We start from the raw sequence: 20,370 nt of genomic DNA, 5'->3' as shown, positions 1-20,370 counted from the left end.
GGCGCATGGGCCCAGAGGTGTCTGCGTGCGGGCGCCAACCACATGTTGGTGACGCGCGGCGCGGTCTCCGTCGGTGCGCAGGATCCGGTCACCGCGCCCGGGCAGGCCGCAGTCTGGGGCCTCGGGCGGGTCGCCGCGCTGGAGCAACCCGCCGACTGGGGCGGCCTGATCGACCTGCCGGCCCAGCTCGACGCCCGCAGCGCCCGAGCGCTGGCCGCCGTGCTCTCGGACGCTGCCGGCGAGGACCAGATCGCCATCCGCCCGGCCGGCACGTTCGGCCGTCGGCTGACGCACGCCGCCGCGCCCGGCGGACCGGCGCCGTGGACGACCTCGGGCACCGCCCTCATCACGGGCGGCACCGGCGGCCTGGGCGCCCACGTCGCCCGCTGGATCACCGAGCGCGGCGCCGAGCATGTGGTCCTCGTCAGCCGGCGCGGCCCGGACGCGGACGGCGCGGATCTGCTGCGCCTCGAGTTGGAGACCGCCGGCGCCCGGGTCACCGTCGCGGCCTGTGACGTCACCGACCGCGACGCGCTTGCCCAAGTGGTCTCGGAGATTCCCGAGGAGTGGCCACTGCGCACAGTGGTGCACGCCGCCGGTGTCATGGGCGAGCCCACGCTCCTGACCGCGCTGACGCCCCGCCTGCTCCGCCGCCAGCTCGACCCGAAGGTCGACGGCGCCCGCCACCTCGACGAGCTCACGCGCGACCTCGAACTGGACGCCTTCGTGCTCTTCTCCTCCGGGGCGGGCGTCTGGGGCGGCGGTGGCCAGGGCGCCTACGCGGCCGCCAATGCCTTCCTGGACGGCCTGGCCGCCTGGCGCCGGAGTCACGGCCGCCCCGCGACGTCGGTGGCCTGGGGCTCCTGGGCCGAGGGCGGCATGCTGGCCGACGCCGAAAGCGAGCACCGTGAGCATTTGGGCCTGCTCGGCCTGGTCCCCATGCGTCCCCACCTGGCACTGGCCGCCCTGCAGCGCGTCCTGCACGACGACGAGACCGGTCTCGTGGTCACCGATCTGGACTGGGCCAGGTTTGCCCCGGTCTTCACGGCGGCCCGGCCGAGCCCGTTGCTGTCCGATCTTCCCGAGGCAGCGGTCGCTCTGGCGCAGCCGGACGCCGCGAGTACGGAGCGGCCGGCCCTACGGCTCGCCGGACTGTCCGCTGCCGAGCGTGAGGAGGCCCTGCTCACCCTGGTACGCGAGGCGGTCGCGGCGGTTCTCGGGCACGCGCCCGGGACGCAGGTCGACGACGAGCAGCCGTTCAAGGAGCTCGGCTTCGACTCGCTGACCGCGGTCGAGCTGCGCAACGTCCTGCAGACCAGGACGGGGGTCGGCCTCGCCGCCGGGGTGGTGTTCGACCACCCGGATCCGCGCAGCCTGGCCAAGGCCCTGGCCTCGGCTCTCCGGCCGGCGGACCACGCCGAGCCGCAGGAGGCGCAGCCCGACTACTTCGGTGAGCTCTTTCTTCAGGCCATGCGGACCGGCGAGCTGGCGCAGGCCCAGCAGCTCATGGCCAGCGCTGCGCAACTGCGCCTCAAGTACGGCGATCCGGCCGGACCGGAAGCCGTGCCCGAGATCGTGCGGCTGGGCCGGGGACAGCTGGGCCCGCAGCTGATCCTCGTGTGCCCGACCGTCATGACGACCGGGCCGCAGGTCTACAGCCGGCTCGCGGAGGAGCTGGACGCCGGACGACGGGTATCGGCGCTGGTGCCGCCCGGGTTCCACGGTGGCCAGGCGCTGCCCGCCACCCTGACGGTCCTGGTGCGCAGCCTGGCGGACGTGGTGCAGGCCGAGGTGGCGGACGGGGAGTTCGCGCTGGCCGGGCACTCCTCGGGCGGCGTGGTGGCGTACGAGGTGGCCAAGGAACTGGAGGCGCGCGGCCTGGCGCCGCGCGGGGTGGTGCTGATCGACTCGTACAGCTTCGACGGCGACGGCGGGCGGCCAGAGGAGCTGTTCCGCAGCGCGCTCAACGAGCGCTTCGTCGAGTATCTGCGCCTGACGGGCGGCGGCAACCTGTCCCAGCGCATCACCGCCCAGGTCTGGTGCCTCGAACTGCTGCGTGGCTGGCGGCCGGAGGGGCTCACCGCGCCCACCCTGTACGTACGCCCGGCGCAGCCCCTCGTGGAGCAGGAGAAGCCCGAATGGCGCGGCGACGTCCTCGCGGCGATGGGGCAGGTGGTCGAAGCGCCCGGCGACCACTTCACGATCATCGAGGGCGAGCACGTCGCCTCGACCGCGCACATTGTCGGCGACTGGCTGCGTGAGGCGCACGCACACTACTCGACCGAGGGATGGGGCGGTGGCCTCCGGACGGAAGAATGACCGGCATGCGATTGATCGTTGCTATCACCGGCGCCACCGGTGCCGCGCTGGGCGTCCGCCTGCTCCAGCGGCTGCGGGCGGTCGGCTCGGTCGAGACCCATCTCGTGCTGAGCCGGTGGTCGAGGCCCACGATCGAGCTGGAGACGCCATTCACCGTGGCGCAGGTACGCGACCTCGCCGACGTGAGCTACGGGTCGGCGGACCAGGCCGCCGCGATCTCGAGCGGTTCCTTCCGTGCGGCGGGAATGGTCGTGATCCCCTGCACCATGAAGACGCTCGCGGCGATTCGGGCCGGCTACGCGGACGACCTCGTCACCCGGGCGGCCGACGTGGTCATCAAGGAGCGGCGGCGTCTCGTGCTGGTGACGCGGGAGACGCCGCTGTCCCCGATCCACCTGGAGAACATGCTCGAGCTGGCCCGCATTGGCATCACGATCATGCCGCCGATGCCCGCCTACTACGCCCGCCCGCACGACCTCGACGACGTCGCGGACAACTTCGTCGGCCGGGTCCTCGACCAGTTCGGGCTGGAGACCGACGTCGTGCACCGCTGGGGTGGCCTGCACGTGAGTCCGTCCGGCATCCCGGTGCACAAGCTGACCGACGAGGGCTTCCTGAAGGGAACTGGTGAATGAAGCGACTCAAGGATCTCCGCGAATATCTGGCGGTGCTGGAGGCGCACCAGGACGTCCGGGAGATCGACGAGCCCGTGGACCCGCACCTGGAGGCCGGGGCGGCCGCCCGCTGGACGTACGAGAATCGCGGTCCGGCCCTGATGTTGAACGACCTGACCGGGACCGGCCGGTTCTGCCGGATCCTGGCCGCGCCCGCCGGGCTCAGCACCATCCCCGGGTCCCCGCTGGCGCGCGTCGCGCTCTCGCTCGGGCTGGACGCCTCCGCCACGGCGCACGAGATCGTGGACTCCCTGGCGGCCGCCCGTACCCGTGAGCCGGTCGCGCCGGTCGTCGTGGACTCGGCGCCGTGTCAGGACAACGTGCTGCTCGGCGACGACGCGAACCTCGACCGCTTCCCGGCGCCGCTGCTGCACGAGGGCGACGGCGGGCCTTATCTCAACACCTGGGGCACGATCATAGTCTCGACCCCCGACGGGTCGTTCACCAACTGGGCCATCGCCCGGGTGATGAAGATCGACGGCAAACGGATGACGGGTACGTTCATCCCGACGCAGCACCTCGGGCAGATCCGCAAGTTGTGGGACAACCTCGGGCAGCCGATGCCGTTCGCCATCGTCCAGGGCACCGAGCCGGGCATCCCGTTCGTCGCGAGCATGCCGTTGCCCGACGGGATTGCGGAGGTGGGCTTCCTGGGCGCGTACTTCGGCGAGCCGCTGGAGCTGGTCCGGGCGAAGACCGTCGACCTGCTGGTGCCCGCGAGTGCCGAGATCGTCATCGAGGGGCACGTCATGCCCGGGCGCACGGCGGTCGAGGGGCCTATGGGCGAGTACGCCGGCTACCAGCCGCGCCACACCAGCATGCAACCGGAGTACGTGGTCGACGCGATCACCTACCGCGACGACCCGATCTGGCCCATTTCGGTCGCCGGGGAGCCGGTCGACGAGACGCACACCGCGTGGGGCCTGGTCACGGCGGCCGAGGCGCTGGCCCTGCTGCGCGCCGCGAAGCTGCCTGTCGCCACGGCGTGGATGCCATTCGAGGCCGCCGCCCACTGGCTGATCGTGTGTCTTACCGAGGACTGGCGTGAGCGGATGCCCGGACTGAGCCGTGACGGCATCTGCTTGCGCATCTCGCAGGTCCTCGCCGCCACCCGGATCGAGGCCATGATGACCCGCGTCTTCGTGCTCGACGACGACGTCGACCCGTCGGACCAGACCGAGCTGGCCTGGGCCATCGCAACCCGGGTGAGTCCCGCACACGGTCGCTTGGTCCGTCACGGCATGATCAACCCGCTCGCGGGCTGCTACTCCGCCGAGGAGCGGCGGCTCGGCTACGGGCCCAAGGCCGTCCTCAACGGGCTCCTGCCGCCGATGGCCGAGCGCAGCCGGCGCAGCTCCTTCCGCCACACCTACCCCGAGCCGGTGCGGCAGCGGGTCATCGAGCTCCTTGCCTGACAGCCCTACTCACCTGTGAGGTCATCCATGGACGAGATCCGTCAGGCGATCGTGCACGGGGACTACGCGGCGGCGGCGAGCCAGCCGGTGCCGGAGTCCTACCGCGCCGTGACCGTGCATGCGGACGAGACCGACATGTTCGAGGACATGGCGCCGGCCGACCGTGACCCGCGCAAGTCCCTGCACGTCGACGAGGTGCCCACCCCAGAGCTGGGCCCGGGAGAGGCCCTGGTCGCGGTGATGGCGAGCGCCATCAACTACAACACCGTGTGGACCTCGATCTTCGAGCCGATCCCCACCTTCACCTTCCTGCGCCGCTACGGCCGGTCCAACCCGCTGGCCAAGCGGCACGACCTGCCCTACCACGTCGTCGGCTCGGACCTGTCGGGCGTGGTGCTGCGCACCGGCCCCGGCGTGCATGCCTGGCGGCCGGGGGACGAGGTGGTCGCGCACTGCCTCAGCGTCGAGCTGGAGGGCCCGGACGGCCACAACGACGCGATGCTCGACAGCGAGCAGCGGATCTGGGGCTTCGAGACCAACTTCGGCGGTCTGGCCGAGCTCGCCTTGGTCAAGTCGACCCAGCTCATGCCCAAGCCGGCCCACCTGACCTGGGAGGAGGCGGCCTCACCGGGGCTGGTCAACTCCACCGCCTATCGCCAACTCGTCTCCCGCAACGGCGCGGACCTGAAGCAAGGCGACACCGTGCTGATCTGGGGCGCTTCCGGCGGTCTCGGCTCGTACGCCACCCAGTACGCACTGAACGGCGGCGCCATCCCGGTGTGCGTCGTGTCCAGCCCGGACAAGGCGGAGGTGTGCCGGGCGATGGGCGCGGAGTATGTCATCGACCGCAGCGCGGACGGCTACCGCTTCTGGAAGGACGACCACACGCAGGACCCGAAGGAGTGGCGTCGCTTCGGCACCCGGATCCGCGAGCTGACCGGCGGCGACGACCCGGACATCGTATTCGAGCACCCGGGCCGGGAGACCTTCGGCGCCTCCGTCTACGTGGCCCGCCGCGGAGGCACGATCGTCACCTGCGCGTCGACCTCGGGCTATGAACACCAGTTCGACAATCGCTATCTGTGGATGAACCTCAAGCGCGTCATCGGGACGCACTTCGCTAACTACCGCGAGGCATGGGAAGCCAACCGGCTCGTCGCGAAGGCGCATATCCACCCGACGCTGTCCACGACATATCCGCTGGAGCAGACCGGCCACGCGGTCCTCGACCTGCACCGCAACGTGCATCAGGGCAAGGTGGGCGTCCGCGTGCTGGCCCCTGCGGAGGGTCTGGGCGTCCACGACCACGAGCTGCGGGAGCGGCACCTCAAGTCCATCAACCGGTTCCGCAGCACCCCCTAGCGAGAGGCCCGGTGCACGTCTTCGCCGATCGGTGTTCTCGGCACCGGCTCACGGCATCGGATCGCTCGCAGCTCGCTGCTCACCCGGCCGGGGCCCGGGCACTGGTGGTGGCGGCCGACATACACTCGCGGACCCTTGACATCGGCGGCCGGCGCACGGCGGCGTTGTTCAACGACGGGGCGGCCCGCTTCGTACGGCATCCTTCAGGTCGACCTGGTCAGCGACGGCGAGGCCCGGGACCTCATCGAGGTGGCCGCCGGGGGCAGCCGCGAGCCGGTGTCGCCGACCACCCGCGAGGCGGACGGGGCATTTCTTCCGGATGAACGATCAGGATTTCTGGCGCAGCACACCAGCTTGGTGCTGCCGGCGGATTCGGCGCCCGGCTGGCCCGGTGACGCGTGCCTGTCCGGACTGTCAGCCGATCCACTCCGGGCGGCTCGAGCCCCGCGGCACGAGGACCGTGCGGTAGCGGCCGGGCGTGGCGGACATGCGTACCTGCTCGGTGACGCCCTGGTAGTGCCCGAGGGGGGTCTCGGCGGTGAACAGCTCTGGGTCGTGGTAGGCGTGCTCGGGGCCGCGGCCGGCGGTGGCGTGGGCGTAGTCGCGGTCGAAGATGCCCAGTCCGAGGATCCACAGCGCGGTCCGGGTCAGCGACACGTGGACGCGGTAGCTGCCCCCGAGCACAGCCCGCCGGCACAGAGCCTCGATCGCCCCCGCGGCCATCAGCCACGCGACAATGTAGTCGTTGACCACGAGAATCGGCGGGAGAGCGGGTTCCGTACCCGTCCCGCCCAGGCCGCCCTCCAGGTGCATCATGCCGGTCAGGCTGCCCGCGCTCTGGTCGAAGCCGACGCGCCCGGCCCACGGCCCGACCGGCCCGTTGAGCGAGGCGGTGACGTGCACGATCCCGGGTCGTTCGGCCGCCGCCTGCTCCGCCGACAGTCCGATGCGGTCGAGGTGGCCGGGGCGGCGGTTGGCGTAGAAGACATCTGCTCCCGCCAGCAACCTGCGCAGGGTAGCCGCGTCGTCGGCCGCGCGAGGGTTCAGCGTGGTGGAACGCACGCCCACGTTCGCCGTGGCGTAGGTGACCGGGTGCTCCAGCTGCATGGGGTGCCACACGTTGAGCACGTCCGCGCCGTGCAGGGCGAGCGCCCGCCCGGCCCCGGCGCCGGCGATGACGTGGCCCATGCCCAGCGCCCGTACGCCGGTCAGCGGGTCCGGTACGCCGGGCGGCAGCGGCTCGGGTGCGGAGTCGCCGATGCGCTCCACGGTGACCAGCGGCAGGCGCGCCAGGTGGTCGCGGTAGTGCGGCTCCGCGAGCAGCTCGGCGGTGGTGCGCAGCATCGGCAGCACGCAACCGGCCTCGGCGGCCGCCTCCTCCAGTTCCCGGCCGGGCCAGCGGGCGACGGCGGCCCGTACGGCCGCCACGTCGTCCGGCACGCCGAGCAGCTTCTGGGCGGCGACCTTGATCTTCGGGTACGGGTTGAGTGGCATCACCCAGCGGTCGTCGGCCGTGCGGTAGAAGCCGAACGCGAAGGCCGCGCTGCCCGCGTTCGCAGGCGACCCGAGCAGGTGACCGTTGATCTTCTCCCAGCGTCCGTCGTAGAAGGGGCACAGGCGATGCGGGGTGACTCGCAGGTCGACCGCGATGTCCTGGCTCTGCCCGCCGCGCAGCCGCCACAGCTTGGCCACCGCCACCGCCTTGGTGGCCAGGGCGATCGCCGAGGCACCACCCAGGCGCAGCGTGCTGGGCACCACGGGATCCGCCCCGGCGAAGCCGATCCGCCCGCCGCTGTCCGCCGGGCTGATCCCGATCCCGGCCAGCACCTCGGTCAGCGCCGCGTGCGGGTCGAAGTCGTCGTGGGCTGCCGGGCTGGACACCGCGGCTGCGACCCGGCCGGTCAGATCCGTCTCGCTTTGTGTGCTCGTCACCGTGCCGTTCTCCGATTCAAGGGGTGGGAACACCCGGGTCCTCCAGCTGCAGCGAGGCGAGCGCGTCCCGGAGGCTGGCCCGGGACGTGATGTCCAGCTTGGGGAAGGCCCGGTAGAGATGGTTGGCCACGGTCCGGGGCGAGAGGAACAGCCGCTTGCCGATCTGCTTGTTCGTCAGCCCGTTGGCGGCGAGCCGGACGATCGCCAGCTCCTGCGGCGTCAGTGCGGCCGACTCGGCCGGCTCGGCGGCGGTGTCGCGGTCGCCGGCGGCGCGCAGCTCGGCCTTGGCCCGGGCCGCCCAGCGCAGCGCGCCGAGGTCATGGAACGAGTTGAGGGCGGTGCGCAGGTGACGCCGGGCCTCGTTGGTCGCCCGGACCCGGCGCAGGTGCTCGCCGTACGCGAGCTGGACGCGAGCGCGGTCGTAGGGCAGACGGTTGACGCCCGGCAAGGCGAGCGCGGTCTCGTAGTTCCGGGCGGCCTTGGCCCGGGGTGCCACCAGGGCCGCGCAGGCCGCCGTCTGCAGTGCCAGCCGGGGCGACAGCGACGCCATCTCCGACGCCTGCATCGCCCGGATGTGCCGCTCGGCCTCGCGGTGCCGCTCGGTGTGGACGGTGGCCAGGACGATGTCGAAGGACATCTGCATCTGCTCGATCGACGAGGACTTCGTCAGGTCGGGCAGGCCGGCCTCCGCCACGTACTGGTAGGCCGCCTCGAAATCGGCGGCGCCGAGGGCGTCGAGCATCCGTGCGTGCGCGGCGAGCAGCAGTACCACCCGCGCGTCACGAGGCACCGCCCAGGCGACCATCTCACGGGTCAGCGCCCGCGCACGCTCGGTGTCGCCGCGCAGCGCGGCGAGGATGGCAACGCTGCCTTCGGTGAGCCAGAAGAGGGCCCGCTGGCTGTTCCCCTCGCAGAGGCGGGCGATCTCCTCACTGAGTGTGTCCACGTCAGACCAGCGCCCATGCGTCAGAGCGTCGGCGCACAGGAAGTTGAGGGCCCGGATCGCGTGGGTCGTGGGCTGCAGGCCGTTCCGGCCGCTCTGCGCCACCCGCCACAGGGCGGCCCGCATCTCGCCCAGCCGGTCGACCGGGGCACACGCCTCGGCCAGCCGGATGATCCTGTTGTGGTCCTTGTCCGTCATCGCGGAGGCGATCTCCCGGTCGACGACCGCGAGCCGAGCGACGTCGGCTCGTGCGGGATCCGCGGCCGCCTGCCACACCGTGACCTCGAACGTGGTCAGATGCCGACGATATTCGTCGATCAGCCGCAGGAAGACATCCCACAGCTCGGGGCGGCCGCTGAGCCGGCAGACGCGCAGCAGCGTCCAGAACGCGGACTTGAGCAGGATGACGCTTTCCATCCGTTCCTCGCTGCGCGCCCGCAGGGCCGAGACCAGCAGGCCCGAGGCGGTGTCGGTGTCCCCCTCGCTGAGCAGGAACGTCTTGGCCGCCGTCACGATCGCCGGCAAGGTGTCGTCGAAGTCCGGGTCGCTCTCGCGGGCGTCCCGCAGCAGCTGGGACACGGCAGTGAGGTCACCCGTCGCGTCTACGCTTATCGCCGCCGCGTAGCCGAACCGGCGAGCCCGCTGCCGAGGGTCGGCGCTCAGGTCCGCGGCTCGCGTCATCAGCCGTACGGCGCTGACGACCGCCCCGCGGCTCATCGCCTTCAAGGCCGCGTCGTGCGCCAGCTTCGCGGTCGTGCTGTCCGTGGCGATGACGGACTGGGACAGGTGCCAGGCGTGCAGCTCAGGCCGGTCGGCGAGCGCCTGGGCCAGGCGGCGGTGCGCCTCGCGGCGCTCAGCGGGTGAGGCGAGCGCGACGACGGTCGCCCGGGCGAGCGGGCGCCGGAAGACGAGCCGGTTGCCTGTGTCGTCCACCCAGGCGAGCCGGGCCTCCTCGGCATCTCGGACGGCGGCTTCGAGCGTTTCCCCGGCTAACGCCTCGAGCGTGATGAGGTCCCCGGTCCCCTCGAGGGCGGCGGCGAGGAGCACGTCGCGGGCGCCGGCCGACAGCGACGACACCTGCGGGCGGTAGATCTCCTGCAGGCGCCCGGTCAGCGGCAGGACCGTCGGCAAGGCGGCGGCCACCTCGCGCTGCGTGCGGGTCAGCGGAAGGGGCAGCTCACGCAGGGCCAGCGGATTGCCTTCGGCCTCCGCCACGATCCGCCGGCGCACCCGCCCGGACAGGAGCGGGAAGTGCCGCTCCAGCAGGGCGTACGCGGCGTCCTCGTGCAGTGGTTCGAGCCGGTGCGTCGCCGGCCCGTGCCGCCCGGCCCCGGCATGCACCGTGCCGATCATCCGTGCTCCCGTGCCGCCCAGCCGGGCGGCGAGCATGCTCAGCGCCTGGTAGCTGGTGGGGTCCATCCGGTCCAGGTCGTCGGAGGCGATGAGCAGGCTGGTCGCACGCGTTTGGCGCAGAACGGCGCGGACCGTGCCGACCAGCATGGACAGTTTTACCCGCCCGCTGTCCTGGCAGTGCTGCACGGCGTTGGCGAAGCGTTTTTCCTGAGCCGGATCGCCCGCGACGACCTCGAGCAGCAGGCCCAGCAGGTCGGTCAGGCCGGAGCCGGCCGCGTGCCCGGCGGTGCCGGCCACGCGCAGCACGACCAGGCCGCGAGCCTGGGCACGGGCGATCCCGCACTCCAGCAGCGCGGTCTTCCCGATGCCGGTCGGGCCGGAGAAGATCAGGGCGCCGCCATGGCTCGCGCCGTTGCCGAGGAAAAGATCCACCATGCGCAGCGTATCGTCGCGGCCCAGCAGATCATTGTCGAAGTGACCGACGCCGGGCGATCCGGTCACTGAGCCGAACCCTCTCGATAACCGTGGGGAGATGCTGCCGCATTCGTGCAACGTTTCACGACCTCCAGATGAGCACCGGCTGATGCCACTAGGGAGGATCGTCGCCCACAGCCGGAGCTTGACGCAATGTCCTGACGTGCACTCCCTGCCGGGTACTCCAGGGCAACTCACGTGGACCGCAGAGGCCACCACGGTTGGTGCCGATCACAGGGTTGAGCTGCGGATATGCCGGATCGTCGGTGGCCGGTGCGAGCCTGTTGTCTCGACCCCCGTCGAACTCCTCCGGGTCTCGTCCTGCGTGATCACCCATGCCACGGGACGCTCGGGCCGACAACTACCAGGTTCGAGGATACCGGCCGCCGCCGCGGGCCGGTCACGATGTGCAGACGTGAGGAAAGCGGTGCCGCACAAAGGAGAAGAATGGTCGTGAAGAGCTCACCCGCGCATTTCCAGAAATGGGTGAGGACTTTCCAACCGGCCCCCGGCGGCACCGTCCGTCTGGTCTGCCTGCCGCACGCCGGCGGGTCCGCGAGCTTCTTCTTCCCCATGGCCAAGGCCTTCGGTCCCGGCGTCGAGGTCATGGCTGTGCAGTACCCGGGCCGGCAGGACCGGCGCCACGAGCCCGGCATCGACTCCGTCGACGAGTACGCGGACGAGATCTTCGCCGTGCTGCGGCAGCTCGACGACCGGCCCCTGGTGCTCTTCGGGCACAGCATGGGCGCCGTGCTCGCATACGAGGTTGCGCTCCGCCTGCGCCGGGCCGGGCTGCCCGCGCCGGCGCGCCTCTTCGTCTCCGGGCGGCGGGCCCCGTCCCGCTATCGCGACGAGAACGTGCACGAGGCCCCGGACGCGGGGATCGTGGCCGAGCTCCGTCGGCTCGGCGGCCCGCACCAGGGCATGCTGGCAGATCCCGAAGTGCTCTCCCTGGTGCTGCCCGCCATCCGCAGCGACTACCGGGCGATCGAAAGCTACCGGCACGACGCCACGGCCCGCCTCGACTGCCCGGTGACAGTGCTCGTCGGCGACGCCGACCCGCGCGTCTCGATCGACGAGGCGCGGGCCTGGGCCCAGCACACCACGGCGCCGACCGAGGTGGAGGTCTTCCCCGGCGGCCACTTCTACCTCGTCGAGCAGAGCAGCGCCGTCATCGGCCTCATGGCCGGCAGGCTGAGCGCCGCCCAGGCGGAACCCCGCTGCTGAGGCTCCGTCCGATCTCGTCAGGGGTGATGCATGACCGATGCCTTGCTGGCCGCACTGGCCAAGGGAACACGCACGATCGAGCTCGGCCAGCCGCTCTTCACCGGGATGCCCTGCTCGCCCAACCATCCCGGCTTCCGGATGACCCTGGCCCGCCGGCACGGCGACATGCGCCGCCCGGACGGCGGCTCGGCCAGCAACGAGGTGATCGTCACCGGGGGCCACGTGGGCACCCACATCGACGCGCTCGCCCACGTCAGCCAGGGCGGCAAGCTGTACGGCGGCGTGGACGCGGAAGCCGCCCAGCGCGGCGGCGCGTTCACCGAGCTCGGTGCCGAACTGATCCCCCCGCTGATCACCCGGGCGGTGCTGCTCGACGTGGCGGGCACCCGGGGTGTGGACGTGCTCGACCCCGGCTACGGCGTGACCCGCCGGGACCTTGAGGACGCGGCCGAGCGGGCCGGGGCGCTGCCCGAGCCCGGTGACGTCGTGCTGGTGCGCACCGGCTGGGCCACCCATTTCCACGACGCCGGCACCTATCTGGGCCGGGCGACCGGCGTACCCGGAATCACCGAGGACGCTGCGGCCTGGCTGGCAGCTCACGACATCACCGCCACCGGCGCCGACACGACGGCGTACGAGCGGATCCCGCCGGGGGAGGGCCATCGGACGCTGCCGGTGCACCGCTTGCTGCTGGTCGAGCACGGCATTCACATCATGGAGCACCTCGCCCTCGAACGGGCCGCCGCCGAGGGGTTGACCGAGTTCGCCATCGTCGTGGCGCCGTTGCGCATCGTCGGCGGCACCGGCTCCCCGATCCGCCCGCTCGCGGTGGTGAGCGCATGAGCGCGACGCCGGCCGAGCAGCTCGGCGCGCTGGCGGCCCGGGCGGGGAAGGACGGCCTGCCGGCAGCCCGGCGTGACGACGTCGCCGGGCGGGTCCTCGACCTGCTGGGCATCTGCTTGGCCGCGCTGTCCGAACGCCCGGCCGAGGTGGTCGTCGCCACCGTGGACGAGTGGGGCGGCGCGCCGGCCGCCACCGCGATCGGCTCGGCCGTTCGGCTGCCCGCCCCGTCGGCGGCGCTGGTCAACGGCACGCTCGGGCACTCGCTGGACTTCGACGACACGCATCTGCCCTCGGTGCTGCACCCGTCGGCCGCCGTCGTCCCGGCCGCCCTCGCCGTCGCGGAGCAGTACGACGTCTCCGGACCGGCGTTCCTGGACGCCGTCGCCGTGGGGGTCGAGGTCACCTGCCGGCTGGGCATGGCCGGATACGACCGTGAGCACGCAAACTCGGTCTTCTTCGACCGGGGCCAGCACGCCACGGCCATCTGCGGCACGGTCGGCGCCGCGGTCGCCGCGGGCATGCTCCAGGGACTGACCGCCGACCAGCTCACCTCGGCGATCGGCATCGCGTGCAGCATGGGGTCCGGGGTCATCGAGGCCAACCGGACCGGCGGCACCGTGAAACGGGTGCACTGTGGCTGGGCGGCCCATGCCGGTGTAATCGCCGCGTCCCTGGCCCGGCACGGGCTGACCGGCCCGCCCACGGTGCTGGAGGGGCGCTTCGGCCTGTTGCGAGCCTTCTGCGGCGAGCAGTTCGACATCGGCGCGGTCACCGGGGAGCTGGGGGAGCGGTGGGAGAGCGACCGCATCTTCGTGAAGCCCTTCCCCTGCAATCACTTCACGCACGCCGGTGTGGAAGCGGCGCTGCGGCTGCGCCGGGCCGGGCTGAACCCGGCGGACCTCACCGGCATCACGCTGGGCGTGCCCGAGCCGGTGCTTCGCACGATCGCCGAGCCGCTGGCCGACAAGAGGCGGCCGCTGTCGGGCTACCACGGCGCGTTCAGCGGCCCGTACACGGTGGCTGCCGCCCTGCTCGGCAGCGGTGGCGGGCTCGGGGTGTCGCACGAGGACTTCACCGACAGCGCGGTGGCCGACCCGGACCGGCTCGCGCTGGCCGCCCTGGTGACCCCGGAGGCGGACCCGGACTGTACGCGGATCTTCCCGCACCAGTTCCCGGCGGTGCTGACCGTCCGGCTGTCCGGCGGCGAGGTGCTGCGGGAAAGGGTCGAGCACAACCTGGGCGGGCCGGAGAACCCATTGACGCCTGCGGAGCTGACCACCAAGTTCCGCATGAACGCGGCGCGGGCGGTGGGCGAGGCCACGGCCACCGCTCTTTCCGATCTGGTGGCGCGGCTGAGCTCGGACAGCCGTCCGACGATGTTCACCGCCCTGCTGCGTGCATCGGCATGACCCACGCGGTTCTTCGAACAGGGGAGACGACATTGTTCCTTCCGGACTCGGCGCGCTGGGCGCTCACCCACGGGCTGATCAGGCTGGCGATGCGCCGGGAAGCCGCCAAGGGCAACCCTGCCACGCTCCGGGTGACCGATCCGTCGGTACGGCTGAACCCGTACGCGCACTACGAGACGATGCGCTCGGACCAGCCCTTCGTCGGCGGGCTCGGCAGCAAGATGACCGTGCGCCACGACGTCGCCAGCGAGGTGCTGCGCTCCGACGCCATGGGCGCCGCGGCGTTCGGCGGGGCGCCGGCGCCGATCCGGCGCATCCTGGCGGCGTTCGCCCCGAGCGCGGCGCGCAGCGTGTTCGAGCCGCCGTCCATGGTCGCGGTGGATCCGCCGTACCACACCCGCTATCGCAAGCTGGTCGTCCGGGCGTTCAGCGCGAAGGCGGTCAACGCGCTGCGGGTCCGGACCGAGGAGGTGGCCGCGACGCTGCTCGACGGAATCACCACGCGAGACCTGCGGGAGCCGGTCGACGTGGTCCAGACATACACGTCGCGGCTGCCCTCGGTGGTGATCTGCGAGATGCTGGGCGCCCCGACCGGCATGAGCGAGCAGTTCCTGCAGTGGAGCGACGCGGCGGCGAGCCCGCTCGACCCGGGCATGTCGCGCCGCCGCTTCCTGGACGACCAGCGCCGGATCGACGCGTTGCTGGACTGGCTGCGTGGCCACTTCGACCACCTGCGCCACCATCCCGGCCAGGACATCATGTCCGACCTGGTCAACTCGACGGACGCCGAGGGACGCCGGCTGACCGAGGCCGAGTTGCTGGCCACCACCATGCTCGTGCTCGCCGCCGGCCTTGAGACCACGGTGAACCTGATGGCCAACGGCATCGCGCTGCTCGAGCAACATCCCGGCCAGCGGGCGCTGCTGGCGGAGCGGCCCGAGCTGTGGCCGAACGCGGTCGACGAGATGCTGCGCGTCGAGTCCCCGGTGCAGCGCATCTCCCGCCGGGCGCTGCGTGACACCGAGATCGCAGGGGTCCGGCTGGCCGAGGGCGAGATCGTCGTGGTCATGCTGGGCGCCGCGAACCGCGACCCCGAAGTGTTCACCGATCCGGCCGCCTTCGACGTCACCCGGGCCAACGCCGGCAAGCACCTGGCGTTCTCGACCGGCATCCACTACTGCCTCGGCGCCGCGCTGGCCAAGATGGAGGGCGAGGTCGGCTTCCGCGCGCTGTACGACCGCTTCCCGGACCTCACCCTGATCGACGAGGGGGAGCGGAAGCCGACGCGCAACCTGCGCGGCTTCAACCGGTTGATGGCCACGCTGGCCCCCACGCCGGTGCGCTGAGGCGTGGCGCCCGGCCCCCGGCGACCCGCGGGCGACGCCGACCTCACCCACCGGCAGATCCTCGCCGTGCTCTGCGGCCTGCTGATGGGCGTCGCGCTGAGCGCCCTGGACCAGACGGTCGTCGCCACCTCCATCCGAACCATCGCCGACCACTTCCACAACTTCTCGCAGCTGGCCTGGGTAACCACCGCCTACCTGGCGACCTCGACGATCGTCACCCCGCTGTTCGGCAAGCTGTCCGACCTGTACGGCCGCCGGCCCTGCTACATAGCCGCCGTCACCGTGTTCGCGGCCGGCTCGCTCGCCTGCACCTTCGCGACGTCGCTGGAGCAGCTGGCCGTCTTCCGGGGCGTCCAGGGCATCGGCGCCGGCGGCCTGGTCTCGCTGGCGTTCACGATCCTCGGCGACATCGTGGCGCCCCGGCAGCGCGCCCGCTACCAGGGTTACTTCCTGGCCGTCTTCACCGGCGCGAACCTGCTCGGCCCGCTGGTCGGAGGACTGCTGGCCGGCACGCCGAGCATCCTGGGCATCTCCGGCTGGCGCTGGGTCTTCCTGATGAACGTGCCGCTGAGTGTGGCGACCCTGGCCGTCGTCGTCCGGGTCCTCACCTTCGACAGGTCCCGCCCGGCAGGCGTACGGGTCGACTGGCTCGGCGGGCTGCTGCTCGTCGCGGGCATCACGCCGCTGCTGCTCGTCGCGGAGCTTGGCCGCGCCTGGGGCTGGGGCTCGACCGCCTCGATCGTCTGCTTCGCCGCCTGCGCGGTCAGCACCCTGGCCTATGTGTGGTCCGGGAAGCTGGCCGGCGAGAAGGCGTTCATGCCGCTGCGCATCTTCGCGAACCGATCGTTCGTCAAGGGCACGCTCGTCGCGTTCGTCGTCGGCACGGTCATGGTCGGCGTCATCAGCATCATTCCCCAGTTCTTCCAGGTCTCGGCGGGCATGGGCCCGACGGAGGCCGGGCTGCGGTTGCTGCCGACGATGCTGGGGGCGATCGCGGGCGCCCTGTGCTCGGGCCGGCTCATCGTGCGGACCGGCCGCTATCGCGCTCAGGCCGTCGTCGGCGGGGTGCTCACGTCGGCGAGCCTGGCGGGGCTGTACTTTCTCACCGGCGCTGCGGAGCGCTGGCCGTTCGAGGTCGTGGCGCTGCTGCTGGGCTTCGGGGTGGGCATGTTCAACCAGCCGCTCACCCTGGCGCTGCAGAACGTCCTTCCGGCCCGGGACATGGGCGTCTCGACCGGGGCGGTGACGTTCTTCCGGCAGCTCGGCGGCACCCTCGGGCTGGCGTTCTTCCTCACGCTGTTCTTCGCCTGCACGCCGGCGGCCATCGAGCAGCGAGTGGACGTGGCCACCGGCGACCCGGCGTTCCGGGCCGCGGTGCTCCAGGCCGCCACGACGTCCGATCCGGACGTACGCGCCGTCACGACCGCCCTCAGCGAGGGGGACACCGCTGCGGCGACGCACGTCGTGGTGCACGACAGCGAGGTGCTCTCGGCGTTGCCGACGGTCGTGGCCCGCCCGTTCGAGCAGGCGTTCGCCGATGCGATGGGCGTGGTCTTCCTGACCGCCGCGGGGGTGGCCCTCGTCGGGTTGCTGCTGCTCCTCAGCTGGCCGGCGGTCCCGCTGCGCCATGAGTCCGGGCTGCAGGAGACGGCACGGCGGAGCGCCGGGACGAGCCCGCCTGGATAGCAGCCCGATGCTGCACAAGCGGTTCTTCCGAACTCGGTAAAGAACGGACGATGATTTACCCGCATGTAACCCATCCGTTTCGCGGAAGTGCCGGACGGCGGATTATCGGCAATCTGTCAGCCGACCCGTTTGTGAAGATCACATGACTGAAGGAGATGGAGTCAAGTTACTCATGCCGATCGATCCCGCTGCGCGAAGCATTGAGATGTGCCTGGTTCGGGGGTCCGGGTCAATGGCCGCATTGGTAGACGCGTGCCTTTGTCCAGACAGACAGCGAAAGGTCGATCGAGCATATGATGGCAAGTCAGTGCCGGGTGCAGACGGAGCTTCTGGGCACTCCCTCCGACGAATTCACGCAATTGATTGTGGCCGGCGACATTCGCGATTGCGGGCTCGCGCTCTCGGTGTCCGCCTGGCTCGCCGGCGAGGTGCGGCAGGGGATCGACCTGGCCGCGGATGCGGCGCAGGACGTGCGCCACGGGCACTGCTCGCCGCTCGCCGCTTTATGGCACGCGCTGCTGCTCGTCCGGGTGCGTGATCTGCGCGGGGGAGCCCGCGTCCTGGCCGACGCCCAGGGACACCCGGGTGCCGACGACGAGCTGACCGCCGCCCGCTTGGTCTGCCGGGCCGAGCTCGCGCTCGGGGCGGGCGACACCGGGGAGGCGGTCGCCCAGGCGACCGTCGGCGTCCGGCTGGCCGAGCGCGCCGGCGTCCATGCGTTCTTACCCAATCTGCACGCTGTGCTGGCCCTCGGCGCCGTCCGGCAGTCCGACCTGGGTACGGCGCTGGGATATGCGCGTCTGTTGGGTGACGACGCCCTGATCAGGCGCACGGCCTACGCCCCCGGGCAGAGCGCCTGGGCCGCCGCTCAGGTCTTCGAGGCGGCCACCGGCCCGGCGAGCGTCGCCCATCTCGTCGAGCGCCTGATCGTCGACGACCGGCTCAACCGGGAGCTGCTGGTCGCCCAGCCCGCGGCGGCGGCCTGGCTCGTCCGGGTCGCCCGCGCCGTCGGGGAGGAGAAGCTGGCGTTGCGCTGCTCGGAACGGGCGGACCTGATCGCGCGGTCGTCCTGGGGATTCCGCGCCGTGCACGCAGCCGCCTTGCACGCCGGAGGACTGCTCGAGAGGAATCCCGACAAGCTGCGCGCCGCCGCCGCCCTGCACCTCGACCGCTGGGCGTCCGCATCGGCCAGCGAGGATCAGGCGGAGGTCTTGTCCGAGCAGCGCGCGGGGCGCGACACGGCGGTCGCGCAACTGCGGCAGGCGGCCATTCTCTACGGTGAGACCGGAGCGGTGCGAGACCTCGCGCGGGTCACCAGCAGGCTGAGGGATCTCGGGGTGCGCTCCGGACGCGCGATGCGGCCGATGCGGCGCAACGGCCACCGGGTCGGTTCCCTGACGGACACCGAGTTCTCCGTCGCCAACCTGGTCAGCCAGGGACTGACGAACGACCAGGTGGGCCAGAGGCTCTATATTTCCGGGCACACCGTGGCGTTCCACCTCAAGAAGATCTTCCGCAAGCTGGAGATGTCGTCCCGCGTGGAGCTGGCCGGCTCGTGGAGTGACCTGACGGTAGATCAGCAGGACGTCGGCTGAGCGGTGGCGCGCGGGCTGCCCCGGACCGCGCCTTCCTTGAGGTGCTCGACGGTAGGGGCTTCGCGCGGCCCAACCCCGGCATGATCGACGACACGACCGGGGCGGTCTTCGGACGCTCGTACGCCGCCGAGCCCGACGTGCTGGTGAAGCAGCTCCGGGAGGACGAGGCCATCGAGGCCGCGGACACCCTGCTGCTGACCATCCCGAACCAGCTCGGGGCCGACTGCAGGTCGAGGTCCTCGTCACCGTATCGGGGCCCGAGGAGTTGAAGACATGGCTCATGCAGCACGCCGAGGCGTCGGCGGCACAGCGCGCCTCGTGGCCGCCAGACGCGTACCGGGCCCTCCTGGGCATGGCCACCCGCGCCGCCCCTGGGTTCGACCGGAGACGAGAGGACCTACACCGGTCTGCTCGCCCTTGAGGTCCTGAAGTTCCTTGGCATTTACGTGTTGTGATTGTCGTTGGCCGCATTCCTGCTCGCCGCGCATTTGGGCCCCCGTGTCTCCCTTCGGATCCGGCCTCTCCGGGTGGCCGTCGTTGCCCGGCCAGGTGCGGCCCGGGCGAGGACGGTGGGCAGGACTCGTTTGCCACACCCCACGCATGACCGTGCCACAGGTGCCTCCATAACCCAGCAGGACGACTTGCCGGCTGAGGACGCATGTCTGCTGCGTGTCGGCAGCAAGCAATACCACGTCGACAAGATGCGCAGAGATCGCGGCGTCGGATTCACGGATTGAGGCCGCATTCTCACCGCAGCCGAGAATTCAACAGACGTCCCTGAGCAGCGGCCTCACTGCGTCACAAGGTGGAGCCACCCCTGCGCGACCACGACCGTGTCGTCAGCGGTCAACTCGTCCCTCGGACACTCGCTGGAGCGATACGCGAATGAGGGCCTCGACCTAACGGTCGCGGCCCTGTCTGCGCGTTCGCAACTGATCGTGATCAGCGCTGACGCCCTGGCACCCGAAGCGCCGCCGCGCCGTCGTGCAGGGTACCGGGTGAGCGGCCCCGCCCCTGAGACAGATCGGGGAGAGCAGTCGTAGTTCCGGCGAGTCGGCCGGGCCGACGGTCGCCCGGTCGCGGATCAGCGCGCTGAGGGGCGTGGCCGGCAGGATCAGTACCTTCGCGGTCGAATGCGGTGCCACCTCGAAGCGGGCCGGAGGACCGTTGTGGCGCACGATGAACTGCCCAGCCGGCACGGCGGTCTCGCCCCGGTTGCGTGGGGAGAGGAAGCGCCATTCGCCGCGTCCCATCACATGGGACCAGGACCCGGTCCTCAAGGCGGTGGGAGCTGCCCCGGGTGCCGCCGGCCATCAACTCACCGTAGACGTCCGAGATCACCGTGTCGTGCACCTTGGACGCACGGACCCGGACCCGGAACTGACCCGATCCGGTCGGTTCCCACGGCGGAAGCGGGAGCGCCTCTCCGATCTGCGATTCCCACGCACGCCGGAAGACGTCGAAGCCGTTTCGCGCGGTGGCCGCGGTGGCCGGGGCCGTCGTGTCGACGAAGAACTTCCCTCCCGACGCCGGTCCTTCGGGCTGAGGTTCTGCGTTTTCCGTGTCGCTCATCTCAACGCCTCGCCTCGTCCTGCCGACGACCGCCGCACCCTCGCGGCCTGATTCCATCACAGCCCGCATCGCGCGGCATCGACGTTCCATCAGAGTGACGCTGTTGTACAAGCGCACGCAGCTGCGGTGTTCCTAAGGTGAGCCATGCGGACAACGATGTCGCGACGCGCGGAGACAGAGACTGCGCGCTTGCTTCCATGCTTCCCCCGCGGGCTGCGGC

Annotated in this window: 13 protein-coding genes and 1 pseudogene; 12 read left to right on the top strand and 2 right to left on the bottom strand. The window is 71.5% G+C overall.

The genetic code is table 11. The annotated features are described in order from the left end of the window. The 5 genes from ABZ646_RS17665 to ABZ646_RS17645 all read left to right on the top strand — a co-directional run. The coding region (locus ABZ646_RS17665; RefSeq protein WP_360519430.1) for a type I polyketide synthase at positions 1 to 2,319 on the top strand (2,319 nt) is incomplete at its 5' end. A gap of 5 nt (positions 2,320 to 2,324) precedes the next feature. Beyond that, entirely contained in the window at positions 2,325 to 2,954 is a 630-nt protein-coding gene (locus ABZ646_RS17660; RefSeq protein ID WP_360519427.1) for a UbiX family flavin prenyltransferase, read from the top strand. Continuing rightward, positions 2,951 to 4,408 carry a UbiD family decarboxylase gene (locus ABZ646_RS17655; RefSeq protein WP_360519424.1) on the top strand — a complete coding sequence of 486 codons (1,458 nt, stop codon included), beginning with the start codon at positions 2,951 to 2,953 and terminating at the stop codon, positions 4,406 to 4,408. The genes ABZ646_RS17660 and ABZ646_RS17655 overlap by 4 nt, the downstream gene beginning before the upstream one ends. A 27-nt stretch (positions 4,409 to 4,435) precedes the next feature. After that, complete coding sequence (gene ccrA, locus ABZ646_RS17650) at positions 4,436 to 5,770, top strand: crotonyl-CoA carboxylase/reductase (protein WP_360519422.1); 1,335 nt, start codon at positions 4,436 to 4,438, stop codon at positions 5,768 to 5,770. An 11-nt stretch (positions 5,771 to 5,781) separates the two neighbouring features. Then, on the top strand, positions 5,782 to 6,093 hold the full coding sequence (locus ABZ646_RS17645) for a hypothetical protein (protein ID WP_360519419.1): 312 nt from the start codon (positions 5,782 to 5,784) through the stop codon (positions 6,091 to 6,093). A 91-nt stretch (positions 6,094 to 6,184) separates the two neighbouring features. Here the strand turns inward: ABZ646_RS17645 and ABZ646_RS17640 are convergent, their stop codons facing one another. Both ABZ646_RS17640 and ABZ646_RS17635 read right to left on the bottom strand, forming a co-directional pair. Beyond that, positions 6,185 to 7,702: a CoA transferase gene (locus tag ABZ646_RS17640; protein WP_360519416.1), complete on the bottom strand. Its 1,518-nt coding sequence runs from the start codon at positions 7,700 to 7,702 to the stop codon at positions 6,185 to 6,187. 16 nt (positions 7,703 to 7,718) lie between these two features. Continuing rightward, the gene (locus ABZ646_RS17635) at positions 7,719 to 10,499 is read right to left on the bottom strand and encodes a LuxR C-terminal-related transcriptional regulator (protein WP_360519413.1); all 2,781 of its coding nucleotides are present in this window, start codon (positions 10,497 to 10,499) and stop codon (positions 7,719 to 7,721) included. Positions 10,500 to 10,925: 426 nt separating this feature from the next. Between ABZ646_RS17635 and ABZ646_RS17630 the strand changes: the two genes are divergently transcribed. The 7 genes and pseudogenes from ABZ646_RS17630 to ABZ646_RS17600 all read left to right on the top strand — a co-directional run. Next, the gene (locus ABZ646_RS17630) at positions 10,926 to 11,699 is read left to right on the top strand and encodes an alpha/beta fold hydrolase (protein ID WP_360519410.1); all 774 of its coding nucleotides are present in this window, start codon (positions 10,926 to 10,928) and stop codon (positions 11,697 to 11,699) included. 30 nt (positions 11,700 to 11,729) lie between these two features. After that, on the top strand, positions 11,730 to 12,542 hold the full coding sequence (locus tag ABZ646_RS17625; RefSeq protein ID WP_360519407.1) for a cyclase family protein: 813 nt from the start codon (positions 11,730 to 11,732) through the stop codon (positions 12,540 to 12,542). Further along, positions 12,539 to 13,951, top strand: a complete 1,413-nt coding sequence (locus ABZ646_RS17620; RefSeq protein ID WP_360519404.1) for an MmgE/PrpD family protein — start codon at positions 12,539 to 12,541, stop codon at positions 13,949 to 13,951. Before ABZ646_RS17625 ends, ABZ646_RS17620 begins: the two co-directional genes overlap by 4 nt. 32 nt (positions 13,952 to 13,983) lie before the next feature. Next, positions 13,984 to 15,297 (top strand): cytochrome P450, encoded by a 1,314-nt coding sequence (locus tag ABZ646_RS17615; RefSeq protein WP_360519401.1) that lies wholly within the window; start codon positions 13,984 to 13,986, stop codon positions 15,295 to 15,297. A 3-nt stretch (positions 15,298 to 15,300) separates the two neighbouring features. Further along, positions 15,301 to 16,983, top strand: coding sequence for an MDR family MFS transporter (locus tag ABZ646_RS17610; RefSeq protein WP_360519398.1), 1,683 nt, complete (start codon positions 15,301 to 15,303; stop codon positions 16,981 to 16,983). Positions 16,984 to 17,348: 365 nt separating this feature from the next. Next, positions 17,349 to 18,578, top strand: a complete 1,230-nt coding sequence (locus ABZ646_RS17605; protein ID WP_360519395.1) for a LuxR C-terminal-related transcriptional regulator — start codon at positions 17,349 to 17,351, stop codon at positions 18,576 to 18,578. A 77-nt stretch (positions 18,579 to 18,655) separates the two neighbouring features. Further along, positions 18,656 to 18,847 (top strand): annotated as a pseudogene (locus ABZ646_RS17600) (hypothetical protein); the annotation flags it as partial. Positions 18,848 to 20,370 lie beyond the last annotated feature (1,523 nt).

Source organism: Streptomyces sp. NPDC007162 (assembly GCF_040634175.1).
GTDB lineage: Bacteria > Actinomycetota > Actinomycetes > Streptomycetales > Streptomycetaceae > Streptomyces.
The sequence above is the reverse complement of the archived record's forward strand: the minus strand, read 5'-3'. Positions and strand labels throughout refer to the sequence as shown.

Coding starts and splice junctions, on each gene's coding strand:
- ABZ646_RS17660 (WP_360519427.1), top strand. CDS start 2,325: ATGCGATTGATCGTTGCTATCACCGGCGCCACCGGTGCCGCGCTGGGC.
- ABZ646_RS17655 (WP_360519424.1), top strand. CDS start 2,951: ATGAAGCGACTCAAGGATCTCCGCGAATATCTGGCGGTGCTGGAGGCG.
- ccrA (WP_360519422.1), top strand. CDS start 4,436: ATGGACGAGATCCGTCAGGCGATCGTGCACGGGGACTACGCGGCGGCG.
- ABZ646_RS17625 (WP_360519407.1), top strand. CDS start 11,730: ATGACCGATGCCTTGCTGGCCGCACTGGCCAAGGGAACACGCACGATC.
- ABZ646_RS17620 (WP_360519404.1), top strand. CDS start 12,539: ATGAGCGCGACGCCGGCCGAGCAGCTCGGCGCGCTGGCGGCCCGGGCG.